Annotated in this window: 22 protein-coding genes and 1 pseudogene; 14 read left to right on the top strand and 9 right to left on the bottom strand. The window is 67.2% G+C overall.

Features of this window, described 5'->3' with window-relative positions:
- Positions 1-27: 27 nt before the first annotated feature.
- Positions 28-846, top strand: coding sequence for a DUF4097 family beta strand repeat-containing protein (locus A5791_RS25290; protein WP_067242977.1), 819 nt, complete (start codon positions 28-30; stop codon positions 844-846).
- On the opposite strand, the gene A5791_RS25285 is transcribed toward A5791_RS25290, so the two are convergent.
- The 4 genes and pseudogenes from A5791_RS25285 to A5791_RS27825 all read right to left on the bottom strand — a co-directional run.
- Entirely contained in the window at positions 839-1,093 is a 255-nt protein-coding gene (locus tag A5791_RS25285; RefSeq protein WP_067243056.1) for a DUF2631 domain-containing protein, read from the bottom strand. The genes A5791_RS25290 and A5791_RS25285 overlap by 8 nt on opposite strands.
- Before the next feature lie 91 nt (positions 1,094-1,184).
- Positions 1,185-1,790 (bottom strand): fasciclin domain-containing protein, encoded by a 606-nt coding sequence (locus A5791_RS25280; RefSeq protein WP_067242975.1) that lies wholly within the window; start codon positions 1,788-1,790, stop codon positions 1,185-1,187.
- Between the two features lie 96 nt (positions 1,791-1,886).
- Complete coding sequence (locus A5791_RS25275; RefSeq protein ID WP_067242973.1) at positions 1,887-3,632, bottom strand: cytochrome c biogenesis protein DipZ; 1,746 nt, start codon at positions 3,630-3,632, stop codon at positions 1,887-1,889.
- Positions 3,633-3,692: 60 nt separating this feature from the next.
- A pseudogene (locus A5791_RS27825) lies at positions 3,693-3,947 on the bottom strand (VapC toxin family PIN domain ribonuclease); the annotation flags it as partial.
- A gap of 103 nt (positions 3,948-4,050) precedes the next feature.
- On the opposite strand from A5791_RS27825, the gene dxr reads away from it, so the two are divergent.
- From dxr to A5791_RS25205, 13 genes are all read left to right on the top strand, one after another.
- A complete protein-coding gene (gene dxr / locus A5791_RS25265; RefSeq protein WP_067242970.1) occupies positions 4,051-5,256 on the top strand; it encodes a 1-deoxy-D-xylulose-5-phosphate reductoisomerase in 1,206 nt (401 codons plus the stop codon).
- A gap of 8 nt (positions 5,257-5,264) precedes the next feature.
- Entirely contained in the window at positions 5,265-6,485 is a 1,221-nt protein-coding gene (locus A5791_RS25260; protein ID WP_067242968.1) for an RIP metalloprotease, read from the top strand.
- A gap of 9 nt (positions 6,486-6,494) precedes the next feature.
- Positions 6,495-7,649: a flavodoxin-dependent (E)-4-hydroxy-3-methylbut-2-enyl-diphosphate synthase gene (ispG, locus tag A5791_RS25255; RefSeq protein ID WP_067242965.1), complete on the top strand. Its 1,155-nt coding sequence runs from the start codon at positions 6,495-6,497 to the stop codon at positions 7,647-7,649.
- Between the two features lie 64 nt (positions 7,650-7,713).
- On the top strand, positions 7,714-8,568 hold the full coding sequence (locus tag A5791_RS25250) for a GNAT family N-acetyltransferase (RefSeq protein ID WP_067242963.1): 855 nt from the start codon (positions 7,714-7,716) through the stop codon (positions 8,566-8,568).
- A 300-nt stretch (positions 8,569-8,868) separates the two neighbouring features.
- Positions 8,869-10,692 (top strand): penicillin-binding transpeptidase domain-containing protein, encoded by a 1,824-nt coding sequence (locus A5791_RS25245; protein ID WP_067242961.1) that lies wholly within the window; start codon positions 8,869-8,871, stop codon positions 10,690-10,692.
- A gap of 72 nt (positions 10,693-10,764) precedes the next feature.
- Positions 10,765-11,346, top strand: a complete 582-nt coding sequence (locus tag A5791_RS25240) for a DUF1707 domain-containing protein (RefSeq protein WP_369828143.1) — start codon at positions 10,765-10,767, stop codon at positions 11,344-11,346.
- 48 nt (positions 11,347-11,394) lie between these two features.
- Positions 11,395-12,252 (top strand): type I methionyl aminopeptidase, encoded by an 858-nt coding sequence (map, locus tag A5791_RS25235; RefSeq protein WP_067243055.1) that lies wholly within the window; start codon positions 11,395-11,397, stop codon positions 12,250-12,252.
- Between the two features lie 124 nt (positions 12,253-12,376).
- A complete protein-coding gene (locus A5791_RS25230; protein ID WP_067242957.1) occupies positions 12,377-13,897 on the top strand; it encodes a cobyric acid synthase in 1,521 nt (506 codons plus the stop codon).
- A gap of 69 nt (positions 13,898-13,966) precedes the next feature.
- Positions 13,967-14,530, top strand: coding sequence for an alpha/beta hydrolase (locus tag A5791_RS25225; protein WP_067242955.1), 564 nt, complete (start codon positions 13,967-13,969; stop codon positions 14,528-14,530).
- A gap of 23 nt (positions 14,531-14,553) precedes the next feature.
- On the top strand, positions 14,554-15,927 hold the full coding sequence (locus A5791_RS25220) for a glutamine synthetase family protein (protein WP_067242953.1): 1,374 nt from the start codon (positions 14,554-14,556) through the stop codon (positions 15,925-15,927).
- On the top strand, positions 15,908-16,711 hold the full coding sequence (locus tag A5791_RS25215; RefSeq protein WP_231996010.1) for a gamma-glutamyl-gamma-aminobutyrate hydrolase family protein: 804 nt from the start codon (positions 15,908-15,910) through the stop codon (positions 16,709-16,711). The genes A5791_RS25220 and A5791_RS25215 overlap by 20 nt, the downstream gene beginning before the upstream one ends.
- Positions 16,708-18,081, top strand: a complete 1,374-nt coding sequence (locus tag A5791_RS25210; RefSeq protein WP_067242945.1) for an aldehyde dehydrogenase — start codon at positions 16,708-16,710, stop codon at positions 18,079-18,081. The genes A5791_RS25215 and A5791_RS25210 overlap by 4 nt, the downstream gene beginning before the upstream one ends.
- Positions 18,078-18,854: a 3-oxoacyl-ACP reductase gene (locus A5791_RS25205; RefSeq protein ID WP_197504774.1), complete on the top strand. Its 777-nt coding sequence runs from the start codon at positions 18,078-18,080 to the stop codon at positions 18,852-18,854. Before A5791_RS25210 ends, A5791_RS25205 begins: the two co-directional genes overlap by 4 nt.
- A gap of 3 nt (positions 18,855-18,857) precedes the next feature.
- Here A5791_RS25205 and A5791_RS25200 read toward each other — a convergent pair whose 3' ends face one another.
- The 5 genes from A5791_RS25200 to A5791_RS25175 form a co-directional block, all read right to left on the bottom strand.
- Entirely contained in the window at positions 18,858-19,802 is a 945-nt protein-coding gene (locus A5791_RS25200; protein ID WP_067242940.1) for a PPE family protein, read from the bottom strand.
- Positions 19,803-20,591: 789 nt separating this feature from the next.
- Positions 20,592-21,722: an alkaline phosphatase family protein gene (locus tag A5791_RS25190; RefSeq protein ID WP_067242937.1), complete on the bottom strand. Its 1,131-nt coding sequence runs from the start codon at positions 21,720-21,722 to the stop codon at positions 20,592-20,594.
- 42 nt (positions 21,723-21,764) lie between these two features.
- Entirely contained in the window at positions 21,765-22,514 is a 750-nt protein-coding gene (locus A5791_RS25185; RefSeq protein WP_067242936.1) for a DUF6390 family protein, read from the bottom strand.
- A gap of 1 nt (position 22,515) precedes the next feature.
- Positions 22,516-23,652, bottom strand: coding sequence for a hydrogenase formation protein HypD (gene hypD, locus A5791_RS25180; RefSeq protein WP_067242932.1), 1,137 nt, complete (start codon positions 23,650-23,652; stop codon positions 22,516-22,518).
- Positions 23,653-23,673: 21 nt separating this feature from the next.
- Complete coding sequence (locus A5791_RS25175; RefSeq protein WP_067242929.1) at positions 23,674-23,946, bottom strand: HypC/HybG/HupF family hydrogenase formation chaperone; 273 nt, start codon at positions 23,944-23,946, stop codon at positions 23,674-23,676.
- Positions 23,947-23,955: the final 9 nt, after the last annotated feature.

The following is a 23,955-nucleotide window of genomic DNA, read 5'->3' as shown; positions in this document are numbered from 1 at the left end:
CCTTCCCCATAACCACAGGAGACTGAAATGCCGACTTTCGAAACCCCCGCGGCGATCGACGCGTGGATCGAAGCCGCCGGTGGTTCGGTGCGCATCGCCGCGACCGATCGCGCCGACACCGTCGTCGCGGTGCGCCCCTGCGACGAATCACGTAGTTCCGACGTCTGGACGGCCGAGCACACCCGCGTCGACTTCCGCGACGGGAAGCTCTCGGTCACCGGTCCCAAACGCGGCCTGCCGCGCTCTCTCGGCGGTGACACCGATATCGAGATCGGTTTGCCCGCCGGATCGCGTCTGCATGTATCGGTGGCCTCGGCCAGCATGCGCGCCGAAGGCGAATACGCCCACGTGCGGTTCGCGGGTGCAAGCGGGGAAGTGGAGATCGACAGCGTCACCGGAAAGCTCAAGGCCACCAGTGCATCCGGGTCGGTCAGCGTGCGAAGCGTGCAAGGTAATGCCTCGATCGCGACGGCTTCGGGCAATGTGGCGATCGGTGAACTCGACGGCAATCTGAGATTCAAGGCCGCCAGCGGCTCGCTGACCGTCGGCCGGCTGCGCGGCAGCGTGAAGTCGCGCTCCGCGTCGGGGTCGGTGGACATCGTCGCGGCCGTTTCCGGTGCGGTGTCGGCGGGCAGCAGTAGCGGCGACGTCGAGGTCGGGGTCGCCGAGGGCACCGCCGCCCGGTTGGACATCAACACCGGATCGGGTCACGTCACCAGCCAGCTGCAGCCGGCGGACGGGCCCCAGGAAGGCGACGAAACCCTGCTCGTACAGGTGCGCAGCGGGTCCGGCGACATCAGGATCCATCGCGCCGTCGAACCGGCGCGCGAGACCGTGACTACCTGATCCAGCCGCGCCGGCGACCCCAGAGGTCACGGACCAGAACGACGAGCGTCAGCGCGGCGAACACGATCAGGAACCAGTCCTCGACGTGGCCGACGTGGTTGCCGCGCAACATCGCCAGCAGAAAGCCAAAGATTACGAACCCGGTGATGTGCCAGGTGCGGTGGTTGATTCGGCTCCATCCCCACCCTGCGGACGGCACCTCGGCGACGTCGACGCCGTCGTAGTGCTCCACCTCTGTACTGGCCACGACGATTCCTCCGGTCGGATTCCTGATGGGAGATTTCTCGACATTCTGGCACATCGTGCGTCCGCAGCAGTGGGGACTTTGCCGTGGGCGACTACATGGGCGGCATCAGGACGGTGTCGATCATGTACACCACCGCGTTCGCGGTCTGCACACCACCGCAGACCACGGAAGCGTTGTTCACCTTGAGGTTGTTACCCGAACCGGTGACCGTCAGGGAAGCGCCCTGCAGGGTGTTGTGTGTGCCGCCGACCTGGGCGGGGCTCATCTGACCTTGCACCACGTGGTAGGTCAGGATCTTGTTCAGCAGCGGCGCATCGGTTTTCAGCCTGTCGACGGTGGCCGCATCGAGCTTGCTGAACGCCTGATCCGTCGGAGCGAATACCGTGTACTGCCCGCTGTTGAGTGTGTCCACCAGGTTCACCTGCGGGTTGAGCTTGCCCGACAGGGCCGACGTCAACGTGGTCAGCATCGGATTGTTCGACGCCGCCACCGCTACGGGGTCGTTCGCCATCCCGGCCACCGACCCAGGTCCGCTCGGCACCTGCTGCGCGTAGGCCGCGCAGCCCGGGCCGACGAGATTGGTGGCGGGGCTGGCCACCGCCGCCGGGGCGCCGATGAGGGCCAGGCCCACGGCCGCGGCCGCCGCGAAACCGGTTGTCGCACAACTCTTCTTGAGTTTCCTGCTATTGGTCTTCATTTGCGTTGCTCCTGAAAGTAGGAATTGACTGACATGAACGATTCGGAGCCACATGCTCTTTGGATGGGTCCTAAATTGACCACCGTGAATTTTTAATCAGCCGTAAGTGAACGAATACACCTGCAGCCCGCGGCTGGGACGCACCTCGACCGTCCCGGAGGCCACCTCGTTGCCGGCGACGACCTGGCGCGATGTCGGCGGTCCGCCGACCGGTAGGGTGAGCGACTTTCCGTCCCGCGTCACCGTCAGGGTTCCGGCGCCGCCGACGACGATGTAGACGTTCTTGGCGCGATAGCTGAGTCGGATGCCGGAGCCGTCGCCATCGGCCGTCGCGCCCTGGTAGTCGAGTTTCCACGGACCGCTCAGCGCGAACGTGTCCCCCGGCTGGGCCGGTGGGTAGCTGAACGCCGCCGAGCCACTGTCATAGACCCCGCCGCCGGCGAAGTTGATCGCCTTGCCTACCCCCAGATACGTCTCGGGCGTCAGTCCTCGGGTCGGCGTATTGTCCGGCGCCCCCACCGGCGGCGGCAGCTTGGCCGAGGGATTCGCGTCGAGCAGCAACTGCCTGATCAAGCGCTCGGCGCCGTCGTAGTCTCCCTCGCCGAACTTGATGTGCCGCACAGTTCCGTTGGCGTCGACCAGATACTCGGCCGGCCAGTACCGGTTGCGGTAGTTCGTCCACGTCGAGTAGTTATTGTCAAGCGCGACAGGGTATTTGATGCCCAGGTCGGCGGCCCCGGCCGCTACGTTGCCGGTGACCTTCTCGAAGGCGTACTCCGGAGTGTGTACGCCGATCACCTCGAAGCCGGCAGCCTTGTAGGCCTGATACCAGCCGACGATGTGCGGGATGGCGCGTTGGCAATTGATGCAGGAATACGCCCAGAAGTCGATCAGCACGACCCGCCCCCGCAGCGAGTGCAGGTCGACCGGTTTGTTGCCGGGAGTGTTCAGCCAGGCGGCGATGCCTTTGATATCCGGTGCGGGACCGCAGGTTTCGAGCCGGGCCGCTCCGTCGGTGCAATTCGACAGTTGCGCGTTCTGGTCGTTGACGATGCCGCCGAGATTGAGCTTCTCCCGCAGCTGGTTCGAGCCGCCGACCTGTTGTTGCAACGCGCTGGTGTAGTCGGGGACGGCCCGCTGCAGCACCGCAGGCAGGTCGAGCACCAGCGCCACCGCCAGCAGGATCGTCACCACCCCGGCCGCGATGCGGATCTCGCGCTGACGGCGCCGAAATGCGCTGACCCGCGCTGCCACCTGCCGGCCGGCAAGTGCGAAAACCAACAACGGCAAGGCGGCCCCGACCGCGAACGCCGCGGTGAGCACGACGGTATTGACACCGATCGTCGAGGTTGCCCCGGCCACCACGATCGCGGCAAGCACCGGGCCCGCGCAGGGAACGTAGAGCACACCCAATGCCAGGCCCAGACCGAACCCGTTGCCGCGGGTGCGGATCTGTCTTTGCGGGATGCGGGAAAAGGGCCGCTCCAGCAATTGCTCGAAGCGGGGAAAGATCAGCCCGGCGCCGATCGCCACCAGCGCGACCAGCGCCACCCAGCGGATCGCGTCCTGCCGAATGTGCAGCAGGGACAACAAGGCCGAGCCCGCCAAGGTGACCAGGCTGAAGCTGAGCACCAGCCCGCCGATCACCCGGTACGGGCGCAGCGCCTCCGACCGGGAACGTTTCGGTGTGGTCTCGATCGCGACAGCAGCCGCTGGTGCGGCCGGCTCAGCGGCGACCGTGCGCGCGCCGGAGAAGAAGATCACCGGCAGCACCGGCAGGATGCACGGGGATATGCCGGTGATCAGGCCCCCGACCAGGCCTATGAGTGCGAGGGTCAACATACCGGCTATTCGCAGCCGCGATACGCACGGATGGGTCCGATCGGGGTATCCGCTTCCGCGTCACCCTTCCAGCGGGTGCCTCCATCGCAGACGCCGAAAACGTGCGGCGCATAAGCGGCCAGATATGCGTCCGCGACATCATTGCCACGCGCTTCGATATCGTTCTGCGAGCTGACGGAACAGCGTCCAATGGCGCTTACCTGTGACGACCCGCATCGTTGCGGGCGCTGCCAGTAGCGCATCGACGGATGCCCAGGCAGCTTCCGAGCTTGTCGGTTGGATGAAAATGCGGCGGTCCGTCACCACCCGGACGAAGCTGCCTCAGCACGCTGGGGCGCGCTCTCGGCGATTGACGACGTCTGGCGGCACAATGGTCAGATGACAAACGAGAGGGTCAGATGACAAACGAGAGGATCGGGTGACAAGCGCCGACCGCCGCCTGCGCGTGCTGGTACTGGGCAGCACCGGCTCCATCGGCACCCAGGCCCTCGAGGTCATCGCCGCCAATCCCGACCGCTTCGAGGTGGTCGGGCTGGCTGCCGGTGGCGCGCATCTCGACACACTGTTGCAGCAGCGTGCCGAGACCGGGGTCAGCAATATCGCCGTCGCCGACGAGCAGGCCGCACGGCTGGCCGGCGACGTCCCGTTCCACGGACCCAATGCGGCGACCCGGCTGGTCGAAGAGACCGAAGCCGATGTCGTCCTCAATGCCCTGGTCGGTGCCCTGGGGCTGCGCCCGACGCTGGCAGCCCTGCAGTCCGGCGCCCGGCTGGCCCTGGCCAACAAGGAATCGCTGATCGCCGGCGGTCCGTTGGTGCTGGCCGCGGCGCAGCCAGGCCAGATCGTGCCCGTCGACTCCGAGCACTCGGCGCTGGCCCAGTGCTTGCGCGGCGGCACGCCCGGCGAAGTCGCGAAGCTGGTCCTGACCGCGTCGGGCGGGCCGTTCCGCGGCTGGTCGGCCGCCCAGCTGGACAGCGTCACGCCCGAGCAGGCCGGCGCCCATCCAACCTGGTCAATGGGCCCGATGAACACACTGAACTCGGCGTCGCTGGTCAACAAGGGGCTCGAGCTCATCGAAACCCACCTGCTGTTCGGCATCGCCTACGACCGCATCGAGGTCGTGGTGCACCCCCAGTCGATCGTCCATTCGATGGTCACGTTCATCGACGGCTCGACGATTGCCCAGGCCAGCCCGCCCGATATGAAGCTGCCCATCTCGCTGGCACTGGGCTGGCCTCGGCGGGTAAGCGGAGCCGCTCCCGCCTGTGATTTCACTACCGCTTCCACCTGGGAATTCGAGCCGCTGGACAGCGACGTCTTTCCCGCGGTGGACCTGGCCCGGCACGCCGGACAGCTGGGTGGTTGCATGACAGCCGTCTACAACGCGGTCAACGAAGAGGCTGCGGCTGCCTTCCTCGAAGGCCGGATCAGCTTCCCCGCAATCGTCCGCACCATCGCCGACGTCTTGCACGTCGCCGACCGATGGGCCGCCGAACCCGCTACCGTGGATGACGTACTCGATGCCCAGCGCTGGGCCCGGGAACGAGCCCGGCGCGCGATCGCCACGGCAAGCCCGGCCCCGGCTGCCGGGACGGCCTCCAGCATGGTCTTAGAAAGGTCCTGACAGCGCAGATGATGTTCGTTATCGGCGTCGCCCTGTTCGCGCTCGCCATCCTGATTTCAGTGGCGCTGCACGAATGCGGCCACATGTGGGTGGCGCGGGCGACCGGAATGAAGGTGCGGCGCTACTTCGTCGGCTTCGGCCCGACGCTGTGGTCGACACGTCGGCCCAACAAGCTGGGATCAACCGAGTACGGCGTCAAGGCGATTCCGTTGGGCGGATTCTGCGACATCGCCGGCATGACGTCGGTCGAGGAACTCACGCCGGACGAAGCCCCGTACGCGATGTACAAGCAGAAGGTATGGAAGCGCGTCGCGGTGCTGTTCGCCGGGCCGGGCGCCAACATCGTCATCGGGCTGCTGCTGATCTACGGCATCGCCGTCGCATGGGGGTTGCCGAACCTGCACGCGGACACCCGCGCGGTCGTCGGCAAAATCTCTTGTGTCGCACCACAAGACGCGAAGGACAAGGAGCCCGCCTGCAATGCGGTGGCGCCCCGCCCGGCCGGGGAGGCCGGTATCCGGCCAGGCGATGTGATCGTCAAGGTCGGCGATCAGGACGTCAGCACTTTCGACCAGATGGCAGCCGAGATCCGCAAGCACTCGGGGCCCACGCAATTCGTGATCGAGCGCGACGGCAAGCGGCAATCCCTCACAGTCGACGTCGTGGCCACCCAGCGTTACCTCGACAACACCGACAAGTCGTCGAGGGTCGGCGCCATCGGGGTGGGTCCGGCGCAGGTCGAGCCGACGCACTACAACGCGCTGACGGCGGTCCCGGCGACGTTCACGTTCACCGGTGACCTGGGGGTCGTCCTGGGTAAGTCCCTGGCCTCCATCCCGAGCAAGATCGGCCCGCTGATACAAGCCGTCAGCGGCGGGCAACGCGACAAGGACACTCCGATCAGCGTGGTCGGCGCGTCGCGGATCGGCGGCGAAACCGTCGACCACGGGCTATGGGTGGTTTTCTGGTTCATCCTGGCGCAGCTGAACTTCGTGCTGGCGGTGGTGAACCTGGTACCGCTGCTGCCGTTCGACGGCGGCCACATCGCGGTTGCCGTCTTCGAGAAGATTCGCAACATGATCCGGTCGGTTCGCGGTATGGCCGCGGCTGGGCCGGTCAACTACGTCAAGCTCATGCCGGCCACTTACGTAGTGTTGGTGGTCGTCGTCGGCTTCGTGCTGCTGACCGTCACCGCCGACGTCGTCAACCCGATCAAATGGTTCCAATAGGAGACACTCATGACCGTCGGCTTGGGATTGCCGACACCCCCGGCTCCCGTGCTGGCCCCGCGGCGCAAGACGCGCCAGCTCATGGTCGGTGACGTCGGCATCGGCAGCGATCACCCGATCTCGGTGCAGTCGATGTGCACCACCAAAACCCATGACGTCAACTCGACGCTGCAGCAGATCGCCGAGCTGACGGCGGCGGGTTGCGACATCGTCCGGGTGGCCTGCCCGCGCCAGGAGGACGCCGACGCGCTCGCCGAGATCGCCCGGCACAGCCAGATTCCCGTCATCGCCGACATCCACTTCCAGCCGAAGTACATCTTCGCCGCCATCGATGCCGGGTGCGCCGCGGTACGGGTAAACCCCGGCAATATCAAGGAATTCGACGGCCGGGTGGGGGAGGTCGCCAAGGCCGCCGGAGCGGCGGGCATCCCGATCCGCATCGGCGTCAACGCCGGCTCACTGGACAAGCGGTTCATGGAGAAGTACGGCAAGGCCACGCCCGAGGCGCTGGTGGAGTCCGCGCTCTGGGAGGCCTCGCTCTTCGAGGAGCACGGCTTCGGCAACATCAAGATCAGCGTCAAGCACAACGACCCGGTGGTGATGGTCTCGGCCTACGAGCAGTTGGCCGCGCAGTGCGACTACCCATTGCACCTTGGTGTCACCGAGGCCGGGCCGGCCTTCCAGGGCACCATCAAGTCCGCCGTCGCGTTCGGCGCGCTGCTGTCGCGCGGCATCGGCGACACGATCCGGGTGTCACTGTCGGCGCCGCCGGTGGAAGAGGTCAAGGTCGGCAACCAGATCCTCGAGTCGCTGAACCTGCGCCCGCGTTCGCTCGAAATCGTGTCCTGCCCGTCCTGCGGCCGCGCCCAGGTCGACGTCTACACGCTGGCCAACGAGGTCAGCGCCGGACTGGACGGCCTTGAAGTGCCGCTGCGGGTGGCTGTGATGGGCTGTGTCGTCAACGGTCCAGGTGAAGCCCGCGAGGCCGACTTGGGCGTGGCGTCGGGCAACGGCAAAGGCCAGATCTTCGTCAAGGGCGAGGTGATCAAGACCGTGCCGGAGGCGCAGATCGTCGAGACGCTGATCGAGGAGGCCATGCGACTCGCCGCCGATCACGGACCTGACACGACAGCGGGCGGTTCGCCTATTGTGACCGTAAGCTGATAGGGGCCAGCGCCCTTTTAGCCCGGCTCGTTTTACCCAGTTCGCACCACTAGAGAGTCACGAGATGTCGGCTCCGCCCATCTTTCGCCTGGTCGGCGAGCGGCGGGTGTCCGTGGTGCGTGACGCCGCCGCCGTCTGGCGGGTATTCGACGACGACCCGGTGGCAGCGTGCATGGTTGCGGCCCGGGTCGCGGACCACGGCGTGGACCCGAACTCGATCGGCGGCGAATTGTGGACCCGTCGCGGCGCGGACGAGTCGCTGTGCTTCGCCGGTGCCAACCTGATCCCGCTGCGCGGCGGCCCGGCCGACCTGAACGCGTTCGCCGAGGAGGCGATGAGTGGGGTGCGGCGCTGTTCATCGCTGGTCGGCAGGGCCGAGCTGGTGTTGCCGATGTGGGAGCGCTTGGAGTCGGGCTGGGGTCCCGCGCGCGACGTGCGCGACGACCAACCGCTGATGGCGCTGACCACCCACCCGAGCTGCGAGGTCGACCCCGAGGTGCGTCAGGTTCGGCCGGACGAGCTGGACGCCTATCTGGTGGCGGCCGTCGACATGTTCATCGGCGAGGTCGGCGTCGACCCGCGCATCGGTGACGGCGGACGCGGCTACCGGCGACGGGTGGCCAACCTCATCGCCGCCGGACGGGCGTGGGCCCGTTTCGAGCACGGCGAGGTCGTCTTCAAGGCCGAAGTGGGATCGCAGTCGCCGGCCGTAGGGCAGATCCAAGGGGTATGGGTGCATCCGCAGTGGCGCGGCCTGGGCCTGGGCACCCGCGGCACCGCGATGCTGGCCGCCGTGATCGTCGCCGGCGGTCGCATCGCCAGCCTGTACGTGAACAACTTCAACACGGTGGCGCGTGCCGCCTACACGCACGTCGGCTTCAAGGAGGTCGGCACTTTCGCCACTGTGCTGCTGGACTGAACGAGCACGTTGCGGCGCTGTCGAGTGTGAAGTGCCGTTGTGCGGTTCAGACGGCGTTGCCGGCGGCGAGTGTGAATCCTGGGATTTGCGCGTGAACACAGGGCGAGATTCCGGCGCGGGTTTCCGCTCAGGCTTCACACGCAACGCCCAGGCTTCACACCCGAAGGCGAGACGACGAATGCCCCCACCGGGACGCACCGGCGAGCGCGCTGCCGACTCGACCTAAACGCGCGGTTGTAACGGTCCGGTCTCGGTGTGCCTCCGGCTTGGCCGCCCGCAAATTGCCTAACATCAGCCTCAATGGCAACTTTAAACTCATCAGTATCACGAGTCGCGGGTCTGCTGGCAGTGCTCGTCGTCGCCGCCGCGGCTCAGGGGTGCACCCCACGGCCCGAAGGCCCGGGCCCGGCTGCGGAGAAGTTCTTGCGCGCGTTGTCCATTGGCGACACGGTTACCGCCGCGCAACTCAGCGACAACCCCAACGAAGCGCGCGAGGCGCTCAACGCCGCGTGGTCCGGCCTGCAGACTAACCACCTGGACGCGCAAATCCTCAGCTCGAAGTACGCCGAGGACACCGGCACGGTCAGTTACCGCTTCACCTGGCATCTGCCCAAGAACCGGACCTGGAGCTACGACGGCCAGCTCAAAATGGCCCGCGACGAGGGGCGCTGGCACGTCCGCTGGTCTCCCACCAACCTGCATCCCAAGCTCGGCGAACATCAGACCTTCGCGTTGCGAGCCGACCAGCCGCGGCGCGCGTCGGTGAACGAACTCGGCGGCAGCGACGTGCTGGCGCCCGGCTACGTGTATCACTACACGCTGGACGCCACCCAGGCCGGACCCGCCCTGATGGGGACGGCGCACGCGGTGGTGGAGGCGCTGCATCCCTTTAACGACACGCTGAACGATCCGCAGCTGCTTGCCGAACGAGCCAGCTCGGCGACCGAGCCGCTGGACCTGGGGGTCACGCTGCATCCCGACGACAACGACAAAGTCGCGCCGGCGATCGGCAGGCTGCCCGGCGTCGTCATCGTCCCCCAGGCCGACATGCTGTCGACTGATCCACATTTCGCGCCCGCGGTCGTCGCCGAGGTGAAGAAGTCCGTGAGCGACCATCTGGACGGCCAGGCCGGCTGGCGGGTGGTCAGCGTCAACCAGAACGGCGTCGACGTCGAAGTCCTGCACGAGGTGGAAGGGTCGCCGGCGCCGTCGGTGTCGCTCACCCTGGACCGGATCGTGCAGAACGCTGCTCAGCACGCGGTGGATACCCGGGGCGGCAAGGCGATGATCGTGGTCATCAAACCGTCGACCGGGGAGATTCTCGCGATCGCGCAGAACGCCGGGGCCGACGCCGACGGCCTGCTGGCCACCAACGGCCTCTTCCCGCCCGGGTCGACGTTCAAGATGGTCACCGCCGGCGCTGCCGTCGAGCGCGACATGGCAACTCCCAACACGATGCTGGGCTGCCCGGGCCACATCGACATCGGCCACCGCACCATCCCCAACTACGGCGGCTTCGACCTGGGCGTGGTCCCGTTGTCGCGGGCTTTCGCCAGCTCGTGTAACACCACGTTCGCCGAGCTGAGCAGCAGGATGCCACCCCGGGGTCTGTCGCAGGCGGCCAGAAGCTACGGGATCGGGCTGGACTATCAGGTCGACGGCATCACCACGGTGACCGGTTCGGTGCCGCCGACGGTGGATCTGGCCGAACTCACCGAGGACGGCTTCGGTCAGGGCAAGGTGCTGGCCAGCCCATTCGGCATGGCTCTGGTGGCGGCCACGGTGGCGGCCGGGAGAACCCCGGTGCCGCAATTGATCGCCGGCCACCCGACGACGGTCGACGGCGACACCACACCGATCTCCTCGAAGATGATCGATGCCCTGCGGCCGATGATGCGGCTGGTGGTCACCAACGGGACCGCCAAGGACATCGCGAACTGCTGCGGCGAGGTGTTCGGCAAGACCGGTGAAGCCGAGTTCCCGGGCGGGTCGCATTCCTGGTTCGCCGGATACCGCGGCGATCTGGCATTCGCGGCGCTGATCGTCGCGGGTGGCAGCTCCGAATACGCGGTCCGGATGACCAAGGTGATGTTCGAGTCGCTGCCGCCGGGCTATCTGGCTTGACGTCGGCCTTCCAACATCGGTAAGCCCGCTCGACAGCGGTAAGTTGCGAGGGTGGGCGAATTTCACGGGGACATGGTGTCTCCGACCTCACTGCGCGTCTCCGACGCCGATCGCAACGGCACGATGCGCCGACTGCACAATGCCGTCGCGCTCGGGCTGATCGACATCGACGAATTCGAACAGCGCTCGTCGCGCGTGTCCTATGCGCGTACCCGCAGCGAGCTTGACAGCCTGGTCGACGACCTGCCCGGACCCGGCGCGATCGTCACCTCCGCGGCCGACCGGGTGGAACTGCGGGGCTGGGTCGGGTCCCTGAAACGGCACGGCGAATGGACCGTGCCCACCCATCTGGCGCTGGTGCGCCGGGTCGGTTCGATCGAACTCGACCTCACCAAGGCGCGCTTCGCGGGGCCGGTGGTGGTCATCGAACTCGACATGAAGTTCGGTTCGCTCGACCTTCGGTTGCCCGACGGCGCCAGCGCCTCGATCGACAACGTCGAGGTTTACGTGGGCAGCGCCAGCGACCGCCGCAAGGATCCCCCGGCCGAGGGCACACCGCATGTGGTGCTGACCGGACGGGTGGTGTGCGGCTCGGTGATCATTCGGGGAGCACGCCGCAAACTGCTGCGCCGGCAGTTGCCGGGAATGCCCTGATCACCCGCATCGCGCCGGCAGCCGGTGGGTCTGGTTAAGCTGAACGGCATGCCCGGCCGCACCGCCCTCTCTCCAGGCGAACTGTCCCCGCCGCTGCCGGTGCCGAAGTCGATCGAGCGCCCGGAATACGTCGGCAAGCCCACGGCCCGGGAGGGCACCGAACCGTGGGTGCAGACGCCGGAAGTAATCGAGAAGATGCGCGTTGCCGGTCGGATCGCGGCCGGGGCGTTGCAGGAGGCCGGCAAAGCGGTCGCGCCCGGTGTGACGACAGACGAACTGGACCGCATCGCACACGAGTACATGGTCGACCACGGCGCATACCCATCAACGCTGGGCTACAAGGGATTTCCGAAGTCGTGCTGTACCTCTCTCAACGAGGTCATCTGCCACGGAATCCCCGACTCGACGGTGATCGCCGACGGCGACATCGTCAACATCGACGTCACCGCCTACATCGACGGCGTGCACGGCGACACCAACGCCACCTTCCTGGCCGGCGACGTCTCCGAAGAACACCGGCTGCTGGTCGAGCGGACCCGGGAGGCGACTATGCGCGCCATCAACGCCGTCAAACCCGGGCGCGCGCTGTCGGTGATCGGCCGCGTCATCGAGTCGTATGCAAATCGGTTCGGGTACAACGTCGTTCGCGACTTCACCGGTCACGGCATCGGCACCACGTTCCACAACGGGCTGGTCGTCTTGCATTACGACCAGCCGGCCGTGCAGACGATCATGCAGCCGGGAATGACGTTCACCATCGAGCCGATGATCAACCTGGGCGCGCTGGATTACGAGATCTGGCCCGACGGATGGACAGTGGTCACCAAGGACCGAAAGTGGACCGCGCAGTTCGAGCACACCCTGTTGGTCACCGACACCGGCGCCGAGATCCTCACACTGACGTGAATTTTTCGGCGCGAGCAGACAGAGAATCGCATTACCCGGGCCCGAATCGTGCGATTCTGCGTCTGCTCGCCGCAATTAGGTTGGCCGCAATTAGGTTGACCGCAATTAGGTTGGCCGCAATTAGGTGAGTGGCGCGTTGCTGGTGGCGGGCACCAGCTCGGACGCGGGGAAATCCGTCGTGGTCGCCGGCCTGTGCCGGCTGCTGGCCCGTCGCGGGATCCGGGTCGCGCCGTTCAAGGCGCAGAACATGTCCAACAATTCCGCGGTCACCGTCGAAGGCGGCGAGATCGGACGGGCCCAGGCCATCCAGGCCCGGGCGGCCGGCCTGCAACCCAGCGTGCGATTCAACCCGATCCTGCTCAAACCCGGCGGCGACCGGACCTCGCAGCTGGTCATGCGTGGACAGGTCGTCGACACCGTCACTGCGGCAAGCTATTTCACACACCGGGACCGGCTCGCCGACCTCGTCGTCAGCGAGCTCTCCGGCCTGCGCCGTGACTTCGATGCGGTGATCTGCGAGGGCGCCGGATCGCCGGCTGAGATCAACCTGCGGCCCACCGACGTGGCAAACATGGGACTGGCCAGAGCCGCCAACCTGCCGGTGGTTCTCGTCGGCGACATCGACCGTGGCGGCCTGCTGGCCCATCTTTTCGGTACGGTCGCGGTGCTTCACCCTGAGGATCAAGCGCACATCTCCGGCTTCATCGTCAACAAATTCCGCGGCGACCCCGCGCTGCTGGAACCGGGGCTACGGCAGCTGTCGAGCATGACCGGCCGTCCCATCTACGGGGTGCTGCCGTACGCGGATCAGCTGTGGCTCGACGCCGAGGACTCGCTGTCGGTGGTTGCGCACCGGGTTGTCGGCACCCCGTCGCCACCGGTGGGCGAGCAGTGGTTGCGGGTGGCCGCGGTCCGGTTGCCCCGGATTTCCAACTCCACCGACGTCGAGGCGCTGGCCTGCGAGCCCGGTGTGCTGGTGCGCTGGGTCACCGACGCCGCCGATTTGGCCGACACTGACCTGATCGTGCTTCCGGGCAGCAAGGCCACGGTCGCCGACCTGGGCTGGCTGCGGGATCGGGGCCTGGCCCGGGGGATCGCCGATCACGCGAGCGCCGGCAAACCCGTGCTGGGTATCTGCGGCGGCTTCCAGATGCTGTGCCGGCGCATCGAGGACCGCGTGGAATCCGGGACCGGGCAGGTCGAGGGCCTGGGACTGTTGGACGCCGACATCGTCTTCGCGCCGGACAAGGTGCTGCGCCGCTGGCATTCACCGCTGAACGGGTACGAAATTCACCATGGGCGCCTGGCCCGGTGCGCCGAGACGGCCTGGTTCGACCTCGACGGCGAGCCACCGGAGCCGCCGGGGGTCATGCGCGGCGCGGTGTTCGGCACCCACTGGCACGGCCTGCTCGACAACGACGAATTCCGTCGCTGTTGGCTCACCCGGGTCGCCGAGGCCGCGGGACGCGGTGGGTTCGCCGTCGCCGGCGACGTGAACGTCGGCGCGCGCCGCGACTCCCAACTGGAGCTGGTGGCCGACCTGTTGGCATCGCATCTCGACGTCGACGCCGTGCTCGGCCTGCTCGACGGCCCACCGCCGCGCAGGCCCCACATCGCCAGCAAGCTGCGCCGCACAGCGCCGTAAAGTGTTGCGCGACAAGGATTTCACCGCAAAACGTCGCGCCGGGCGCCCTGTTCGCTGTAACGTTCGACAATGCCCTCGATGATGACCACGCTCGACGGCGTTCCTGTCCAAGTGGCCGTAGCCGGTCCTGAGAAGGGTGTAGTCGTCGTGATCCTGGGCGCCGAACAGCGCGCGCCCGCCGCCTATGACGCGGTCTGCGAGCGGCTGCACACGGCTTCCCTACGCACGGTCGTCATTGGCCCCGAGCCGCGGCTGACCGCCAAGTCGGTGATCGGCATCCTCGATGTCCTGCGGATCGGGTGGGCGGTGGTGGTCGGCGACCGTACCGGCGGTGAGCTGGCCTGGGAGCTGGCGGCCACGAGGTTGGGACGGTTCGTCGCCCTGGTGGCCATCGACCGCGGGCATCCGCGGGTCGCCGGCGCCGATGGGGTGGTGCAGGACGCCGACTGCCCACCGGTGGAGATCAGCACCACCGTCCTGGTCAGTTCGTCGGCCGCCCGTGCGGTGGCCCGCGACAGCCAGCAATTCGTCTATGCCGACTACCGCATCGTCGATCTCCTCGGGCGGCGCAGCGCACAGGAGTCGACCGCCCAGCTGGCCGCCGAGATCGTCTTGCGCACCAGCACCTGGTAGCGCACTTTCGAGGAGGAAGTGTTGTGACCGGTCCGGGTTCTGCGTTGTTGTCGTGGGCCGACCTGGAACGACTGGTCGGGGCCGGCGACGTCGACACCGTCATCGTGGCGTTCACCGACATGCAGGGCCGGCTCGCCGGCAAGCGGGTGTCGGCCCGGCTCTTCATCGACGAAATGGCCGAGCACGGCGCCGAGTGCTGCAGTTACCTGCTGGCCGTCGACGTCGACATGAGCACCGTGCCCGGGTATGCGCTGTCGAGCTGGGACACCGGCTACGGCGACATGGTGATGACACCGGACCTCACCACGTTTCGCCTCATTCCCTGGCTGCCGGGGACCGCGCTGGTGGTCGCGGATCTGGGCTGGGCCGACGGCAGCGCGGTCACCGTTTCGCCCCGAGCGGTTCTGCGCCGCCAGCTGGACAGGCTCGAGGAGCGGGGACTGACCGCCGATGTCGCCACCGAGCTGGAGTTCATCGTGTTCGACCAGTCCTACCGCGACGCGTGGGCCAGCGGCTACCGCGGCCTTACCCCGGCCAGTGACTACAACATCGACTACGCGATCCTGGCGTCGTCGCGCATGGAGCCGCTGTTGCGCGACATTCGGCTGGGAATGCAGGGTGCGGGCCTGCGATTCGAGGCCGTCAAGGGTGAGTGCAACAAAGGCCAGCAGGAGATCGGGTTCCGATACGACGACGCGCTGGTCACCTGCGACAACCACGCCATCTACAAGAACGGCGCCAAGGAGATTGCCGACCAGCATGGCAAGAGCTTGACGTTCATGGCGAAATACGATGAGCACGAAGGCAATAGCTGTCACATTCATCTCTCGCTGCGGGATACCGACAGTGCGGCGGTATTCGCCGATGACCAAGGGCCGCACGGCATGTCGGTCACCTTCCGCCGTTTCCTCGCAGGCCTGCTGGCCACGCTGCGCGAGCTCACCTTGCTCTTCGCGCCGAACATCAACTCCTACAAGCGCTTTGCCGACGGCAGCTTCGCGCCTACGGCGGTGGCGTGGGGACTGGACAACCGCACCTGCGCGTTGCGAGTTGTCGGCCGGGGATCCAACATCCGCGTCGAATGCCGGGTTCCCGGGGGCGACGTCAACCAGTACCTCGCGGTGGCGGCGCTGATCGCGGGCGGCCTGTACGGTATCGAGCAGGACCTCGAACCGCCGGAGCCGTATACCGGCAACGCATACCAAACCGTCGAGGCCGAGCGGCTGCCCGCCACCCTGGCCGAGGCCGCGGCGCTGTTCGAAGCGTCGGAGCTGGCCCGGGAGGCGTTTGGCGACGACGTCGTCGCGCACTACCTGAACAACGCTCGCGTCGAGCTGACGGCCTTCAACGCGGCGGTCACCGACTGGGAGAGGACGCGTGGCTTTGAACGCCTCTGAGTCCAATGGTGGCGACCCGCAGCGCCCGGCTGCGCCGCGCTCGCGATCGCCACTAAGCCGCCCGGTCGTCGGCTTGACGACCTACCTGGATCGGGCGCAGACCGGAGTGTGGGACGTCATGGCAGGTCTCCTGCCGGCGAGCTACTTCAACGGCATCACCATGGCCGGCGGAATCGCGGTGCTGCTGCCGCCGCAACCGGTCGATCCCGACGCCGCGGGGCGAGTGCTCGACGGCCTGGACGGCCTGGTGATCACCGGCGGCAAAGACGTCGACCCGGCCGCCTACGGCCAGCAACCCCATCCGGAAACCGACCCGCCCGGTGCCGTCCGCGACGCCTGGGAGTTCGCGCTGCTAGCGGGTGCAGTCCAACGCAATCTGCCGGTGCTGGGCATCTGCCGCGGCGCCCAGGTGCTCAACGTCGCGTTCGGCGGGACGCTGCATCAGCACCTGCCCGACGTGCTGGGGCACCACGGCCACCGGGCCGGCAATGCGAGGTTCACCGCGCTGCCGGTGCGCACCGTGGCGGGCACCCGGTTGGCCGGGCTGATCGGGGAGTCCACCGAGGTCCGCTGCTATCACCACCAGGCGGTCGCCGAAGTCGGCGCGGACCTGGTGGTCAGCGCGTGGGATGCCGACGGCGTCGTCGAGGCGCTCGAGCTGCCGGGCGAGAACTTCGTCCTTGCGGTGCAGTGGCATCCGGAAGAGTCGCTGGACGACCTGCGGCTGTTCAGTGCGATCGTCGATGCCGCGCGGGCCTATCGCTTGAGCTCGGTACGGCAGTGACCAACACCGCTCAGCTGATCAATCCCGCCACCGAGGAAGTGCTGCGATCGGTCGAGCACACCGACGCCGCCGCGGTCGACGACGCCGTGGAGCGGGCCCGGGCCGCGCAGCGGCGCTGGGCGCGGTTGTCGCCGGCGCAGCGGGCGGGGAGCCTGCGCGCGTTCGCGGCCGTCGTCGACGCGCACGTCGACGAGCTGGCGGCACTGGAAGTGGCCAATTCCGGACATCCGATCGCGTCGGCCGAATGGGAGGCCGGCCATGTCCGTGACGTGCTTGCGTTCTATGCCGGCAGCCCGGAACGCCTGTCCGGCAAGCAGATTCCCGTCGACGGCGGACTCGACGTCACCTTCAACGAACCGCTGGGCGTAGTGGGAGTGATCACGCCGTGGAACTTCCCGATGATGATCGCCTCCTGGGGCATCGCGCCGGCCCTGGCCGCCGGCAACGCGGTGCTGGTCAAACCCGCCGAGTGGACTCCGCTGAGCACCATGCGGCTCGGCGAGCTGGCAGTCGACGCCGGCTTGGACGCAGACCTGCTACAGGTACTGCCGGGAAAGGGCACGGTGGTCGGGGAGCGCTTCGTCACCCACCCCGACGTGCGCAAGATCGTGTTCACCGGATCCACCGAGGTCGGCAAAAAGGTGATGGCCGGCGCGGCCGCACAAGTGAAGCGGTTGACGCTGGAACTGGGCGGCAAGAGCGCCAACATCGTCTTCGACGATTGCGACCTGGAGCGCGCTGCGGCCAGCGCGCCGGCCGGGGTGTTCGACAACGCCGGGCAGGACTGCTGCGCCCGCAGCCGAATCCTGGTGCAGCGCAGCGTCTATGACCGATTCATGGAACTGCTCGAACCGGCGGTGCGAAGCGTCGTCGTCGGGGACCCCCGTTCCCGTGACACCGACATGGGTCCGCTGGTTTCCGGTGCACACCGCGACAAGGTGGCCTCCTACGTTCCGGACGACGCGCCGGTCGCGTTTCGCGGCGCCTCGCCGTCGGGACCCGGATTCTGGTTTCCGCCAACGGTTTTGACCCCTGAACGCACCGATCGCAGCGTCACCGAGGAAATCTTCGGCCCGGTGGTCACGGTGCTGCCTTTCGAGGACGAGGCCGACGCGATCGCGCTGGCCAACGACACCGCCTACGGGCTGTCCGGATCGATCTGGACCGACGACCTGTCTCGGGCGCTGCGGGTGTCACGGGCCGTCGAATCGGGGAATCTCTCCGTCAACTCGCACTCGTCGGTGCGCTACCACACGCCGTTCGGCGGCTTCAAGCAGTCCGGGCTGGGCCGTGAGCTGGGACCGGACGCACCATTGCAGTTCACCGAAACCAAGAACGTGTTCATCGCTATCCGCGAGGGCGGCCAGTGATGGACCTGACGCAGCGCCTGGCCGGGCGGGTGGCGGTCATCACCGGCGGGGGCAGCGGCATCGGCTTGGCCGCCGGCCGCCGGATGCACGCCGAAGGCGCAACGATCGTGGTCGGAGACATCGACGCTGAAGCCGGTGCGGCCGCGGCCGACGAGCTTTCCGGTTTGTTTGTGGCAGTGGATGTTTCGGACGAGAGCGCGGTCAACGCACTGTTCGACACCGCGGCGCAACGCTGCGGATCCGTCGACATTGCGTTCAACAACGCCGGCATCTCGCCGCCCGAGGACGATCTGATCGAGAATACCGGGTTGCCCGCGTGGCAGCGGGTGCAAGACGTCAACCTCAAGTCGGTGTACCTTTGCTGCCGCGCAGCGCTGCGGCACATGGTGCCGGCCGGGAAAGGCTCGATCGTCAACACGGCGTCGTTCGTCGCGGTGCTGGGCTCGGCGACCTCCCAGATCTCCTACACAGCCTCCAAAGGCGGGGTGCTGGCCATGTCCCGAGAGCTCGGGGTGCAGTACGCGAGGCAGGGCATCCGAGTCAACGCACTGTGCCCGGGGCCGGTCAACACCCCGCTGCTGCAGGAGCTCTTCGCCAAGGATCCGGAGCGGGCCGCCCGCCGGCTGGTGCATGTGCCGCTCGGCCGCTTCGCCGAGCCCGATGAGATCGCTGCCGCGGTCGCGTTCTTGGCCAGCGACGACGCGTCGTTCATCACCGCCTCGACGTTCTTGGTTGACGGCGGTATCAGCTCGGCTTACGTGACTCCGCTATAGCCGCTAGCGGGCAAGTGGCCACAACGGCGGCTCACTGTATTCGACGTCGACGATCTGTTCACAGACCCAGCCCCTGCGTTGCACCGGCGGAGCGACGGACGCTTTCGCCGTGGCCGTCGCCCAACCCCGCGGGACCGACAGGCTCCCCACCGCCCTCCCGCGACAGAAGCCCGCTTCGACTCGGTCACCGAGAACGCCGCTATCCGCACCCGCGGCAGTAGCCGCCTTTGCCACCTTGGCAAATCCGAGCCGCAGCTTCCGCAGTTTCGAGAGCGCCGGCAGGATCGACGCAGCGGCCGCCGCCGCGACGGGTGATGTGGAGAGCGCCCGCAGCGCCCGCGGGACCGCTGGTATCAGCTGGTTGCCGCTGGCCAGGATCTCCTCCGCGTCCAGCAATGCCGAGGTCGCGTACCCCAGCCCGACCGGGTCGGCGGTCATCGGCGGCGAGGCGAACGGCGTCACCTCCGTGGCGCCGGCCGACGTGCCGGCATAGGCATACATGGCGTCAGCGTCCCGGGCCCACATCTGTTCGTATTCGGCGTCGGTGTCCGCGATCGCCGCGCTGATCTGGCCCAGGGGATTCGTCGACGCCAGCTGGGCCCGCAGCGCGCGGTTGGCGTCGATCAACGGCGGGGGGACCATCGCCGCATGCGCCGTCTCGTAGGCGCTGGCAGCTTGTTTTGCCTGGTTGGCGGCGTGCTGGGCCTGTGCGGCGGCGGCGTTCAGCCACGCTATCTGTGGCGCTGCCGCCGAGGCCATCGCCGTCGCACCGGGACCCTGCCAGCCGCCGGCCAGCTGTGCGGTGATCGACTGATAGGCGGTCGCCTGGTCGTAAAGGGCTGCGGCGAGCCGGTCCCAGGCCATGGCGGCATCCAGCAGCGGCGCTGAGCCTGGGCCTTCGTATATTCGCCTGGAGTTGACCTCCGGCGGCAACGCCCCGAAACTCATAGCTATCCGTCCTGACTTCAGATTGCGGCAAGGAGCCGTTCACCTTCTGTACATCTTTTGTTCACCGTGATTTTAATGTACAGGAGTTACGGCCGTTAACCGGCTGGAAACTTCCTTTGAAATCGATTAGAGACTTCGTCGTTGCTGTCGGTGCGGTATCCGACCTCGGCAAACGTCACGGCAAGCAGTTTCCGGCCGCGCCGCACCGGCAATTCGCACCGGCGTGTCATGAGTGCAGACGCTGAACACGTCCGGACAGCGCTGCCCGGTCAGCGCCGGGCGGTGCAGAGTTGGGTCAAGATGTCTTGTCCGCCAAGGGCTGCGGTTACACCCGCGGCAGCGCGCGCATCGCCCGATCGAAATCCGTAGGCGGGCAAGTTGATCGGTCGCAGCCACGAGGCTGATTGTGCGACGACGCGCCCCCAGGGCAGCTGCCGATTGCGTTTCGTCGCAGCGCTTTTGAATGAGACGTGATTGGCCGGTGTGGTACCGGAAAGAGATTCGCGATCGGATTGTGCCGAACCGGAAACCAGAGCCGCTGGTGACTGTGCTGCCACCGCAGTTATCAACTTGGGGCGCAACGGATTACCGCCGAATACGGTAACCAGCAGACACAGCGCGGCAAGGATCGCAATGGTCGATTGCCAGCGCTGGGGTCTGGCCACGCTCGGGACATCCACAGTGGCTCGACTGTACAACAACGAGACCGCTCCGCGGCCGGTCAGAAGGTTTGAAATCGATATGAGGTGCCGTCGGTTTCATCAAATCTGCTGCGCGGCTTGGAACTCGTCAGCCCCCATTGAAAACGATGAGTGGGATCGCCATCTCGGCTGCCGTGGCGCCGCCGTGAAAACCGATGAGCCGAGCCGTTTCCGGCGGTTCACGACCGGTCGCCAGCACCGCCGAGTTGTCAGCGCACACGACGACCACGTCGCCGATCCGTGGCAGGAAACGCGGGTCCACCGGACCGAACATTTCGCTTGCCACGGCCTCGTCGCGGCTGTATACCTCGGCGCGGCCGTCAAGCAGCTCGCGCCATGTGGCCCGCACATCGGTTGCGGCACCCGGCTCGGTGTGCAGGTAGCGCACCCGTGGCTCGCCGGCAACCACTCGTACCCCAGCGGCCAGCCGCGGGTCGCGGTCAATGTCGACACGGGCCTCCGGCGGAACATTCAGGCCGCCGTGGTCAGCGGTCACCAGCAGCGCCGCATCCGGCGGCAGGGTCTCGACTAGCCGGGTCAGCAGCGCATCGACCTGCGCGGCCGCTTCGTGCCACTGCGGCGAACCGATACCGAACAGATGGGCCGCGGTGTCCAGCACGGCGGTGTAGCCGTAGACCAGTCCGGGCGCCGCGCGCAGCTCGTCAGCCACCCGCGCGGCATAGTCCTCGTTCGGGAGTGCCGGAAGAAACTGCGCACCGCGATATGCCGCGTCGGTCAGTCCGCTGCCGATGAACCACTCCGGCAGCACGGCGCGCGCGCTGACCCCGGCCCAAGCCAGCCGTTCGAACCAGCTCGGCAGCGGCTGCCATTCCCGGTGCGGTGGATCGTCGCGCCACGTGATGTGGCTGAGCACGCGATCGGTGCCCGGGACGTTGAGCGTGAACCCAAGGATGCCGTGCTGCCCCGGCTGCGCGCCGGTGCCCAGCGACACCAGGCTGCTCGGTGTCGTCGAGGGAAAGGTGCAGGCAAGCTCCTGCAGTCGTCCCGCGCGGCCGGCGAGCACGGAGGCGAGCAGCGGCGCGTCGCCGGCCAGCTCCGGCAGCAGATGCCAGCCCATCCCGTCGACGAGCACGACCGCTACCCGGTCGACCTGGTCGAGGCCGGCGAGAAGGTCTGAGACCGCCGGCCCGCCGGTCGCATCGGGGACGCCGAGCATTGCCGCCGCGGCCGGCAGCACGTCGCGGATTGAGCCGGGCATCCGGTCAGTCTGGCACGCGCTGGACCCGACTGCGGCGACCCGTTAGACGTGGGCTAGCCGTTGGCTGGTCACCCGCAATTGGCGATCCGTGCTTTCCACTAGCGCCTCCAGCTGCCGCGGCTGCAGCCGGCCGCACAGCCGCCCCCAGTGCATCGCGACATCGTCGCCTACGGCCACGTCGGGCACCGCGCTGTAACCGTCGGCCCACACCTCGAGCCGGCGGTGCGCGGGCTCGGACAGCCGCAGCGCCGCACCGTCCCAGATCAGCTGCCTGCACAACACCTCGATCTGCTCGCCGTCACGGGAAACGACTGTGCCCCAGGTAATCCGGCAATTGTCCAGCACGGTCAGCGGGTGCTCGCTGGTGGTTTGTCCCAAAAAGCGCGTCCACGGATACACCCCGAATACGTGAAAGCAGTGGTTTGCGGCCGCCTCGCCGGCCAGATCCGGTGTCAGATGCGACCAATAGCGTCCCGCCTGCGGCCCGATGATGGCCAGCAACCCGTCGAAGAACTGGTCGGGATCGAGACCGGCGCCGACGCCACCGCCTAGCCAGTACGACTCGACGAGTAGGTAGTCCAGCGGGTCGGCAATACCGGTGAGGTTGGACAGCACCCGCAGATACGGCCAGGCGCCGGAAAACCTCGTCGCCGCGCGCCGCACGTCCTCGACCGAGCCGTCCCGCAACGTCGCGCCCAACGGAGGCCCGCAGAAGCCAAGTGCGTTGGGAGCATAGGCGTAACGGGCGAACATCTCGGCGCCGCTGGTCAATCGGGGGCCAGAGCCGTCCATGTCAGCCGCGTCCGGACTGCCCCACCAGCTTGACCGCATCCCGGTGCAGCCGGCCGAAGTTGTAGTAAGCCGCGCATGCCCCCTCGGGCGACACCATGCATGTGCCGATAGGCGTCTCCGGTGTGCATGCAGTGCCGAAAACCTTGCACTCCCAAGGCTTGAGCACGCCCTTGAGCACCTCGCCGCACTGACATGCCTTGGGGTCGGCGACCCGTACGCCGGGCATGGCGAACTGCAGCTCGGCGTCGAACTCCGCGAAGTCGTCGTGCAGCCGCAGCGCGCTCTGCGAAATGAAGCCGAGCCCACGCCATTCGAAGTGCGGGCGCAGCGCGAACACCTGACCCATCAGCGCGAGTGCGGCGGGGTTTCCGTGCTCGGGGACCACCCGCTTGTACTGGTTCTCCACCTCGCACCGGCCCTCACGGATCTGCCGCAGCAGCATGGCGACCGCGGCCAGGATGTCCAGCGGCTCAAAGCCCGCCACTACCAGCGGCTTTCGGTACACTTCCGGCACGAACCGGTACGGCCGGTTGCCGACGACGGTCGAGACGTGCCCGGGGCCGATGAAACCGGACAGCCGCAGATCTGGTGATTCGAGGATGGCCTTGATCGGCGGCACGATCATGACGTGGTTGCAGAAGACGCTGAAATTGCGCAGTCCCAGGTCGCGGGCGCGCACCAGAGTGACCGCGGTCGAAGGCGCGGTGGTCTCGAAGCCGATGGCGAAGAACACCACCTGCTTTTGGGGGGTGTCGACCGCGATCTTGAGCGCATCCAGCGGCGAGTAGACGAAACGTACGTCGGCGCCTCGGGCCTTGGCGTCCAGCAGGCTGCCGGCCGAACCGGGCACCCGCATCATGTCACCGAAGCAGGTGAAGATGACGTCGGGCTGTCCGGCCAGCCACATCGCGTCGTCGATGCGGCCCATCGGGATCACGCAGACGGGGCAGCCCGGGCCGTGTACCAGTTCGACATTTTCCGGTAGCAGGTGCTCGATGCCGTGCCGGTAGATGGTGTGCGTGTGCCCGCCGCACACCTCCATGAACTTGAAGTGTTCGTCATGGCCGGCCAAGTGCTCTATGGCGGCTAACAATTTGCGGGCTGCGGCCGGGTCGCGGAATTCGTCGACGAATTTCATTGCTTTTCCTTTTCTGATCGCTCACGCGATCGACGACGAGTCGAAGGCTTCGATCTCGGTCGTATAGGTGTCACCGAGTTTCTGGACGGCGGCCAATGTCAGCAACGCTTCGGTTTCGTCGATCTTGGCCATCGCGAAGCCGACGTGTACCAGAACCCAGTCGTCGGGCTCGGGCATGTCATTCTCCAGCAGGCGCACGCTGATCGTGCGCTGCACGCCGCTGACGTCAACCTTCGCCAGATAGTTTGCGGGGTCGGTGATCTCAACGATCCGGCCCGGAATGCCGAGACACATCGCAAGCGC

Origin of the sequence: Mycobacterium sp. 852002-51163_SCH5372311, from assembly GCF_001667115.1 — a bacterium.
In the GTDB taxonomy this organism is placed as follows: Bacteria; Actinomycetota; Actinomycetes; order Mycobacteriales; family Mycobacteriaceae; genus Mycobacterium.
Note: the sequence above shows the minus strand (reverse complement) of the source record. Positions and strands in the feature narration are given on the sequence as shown.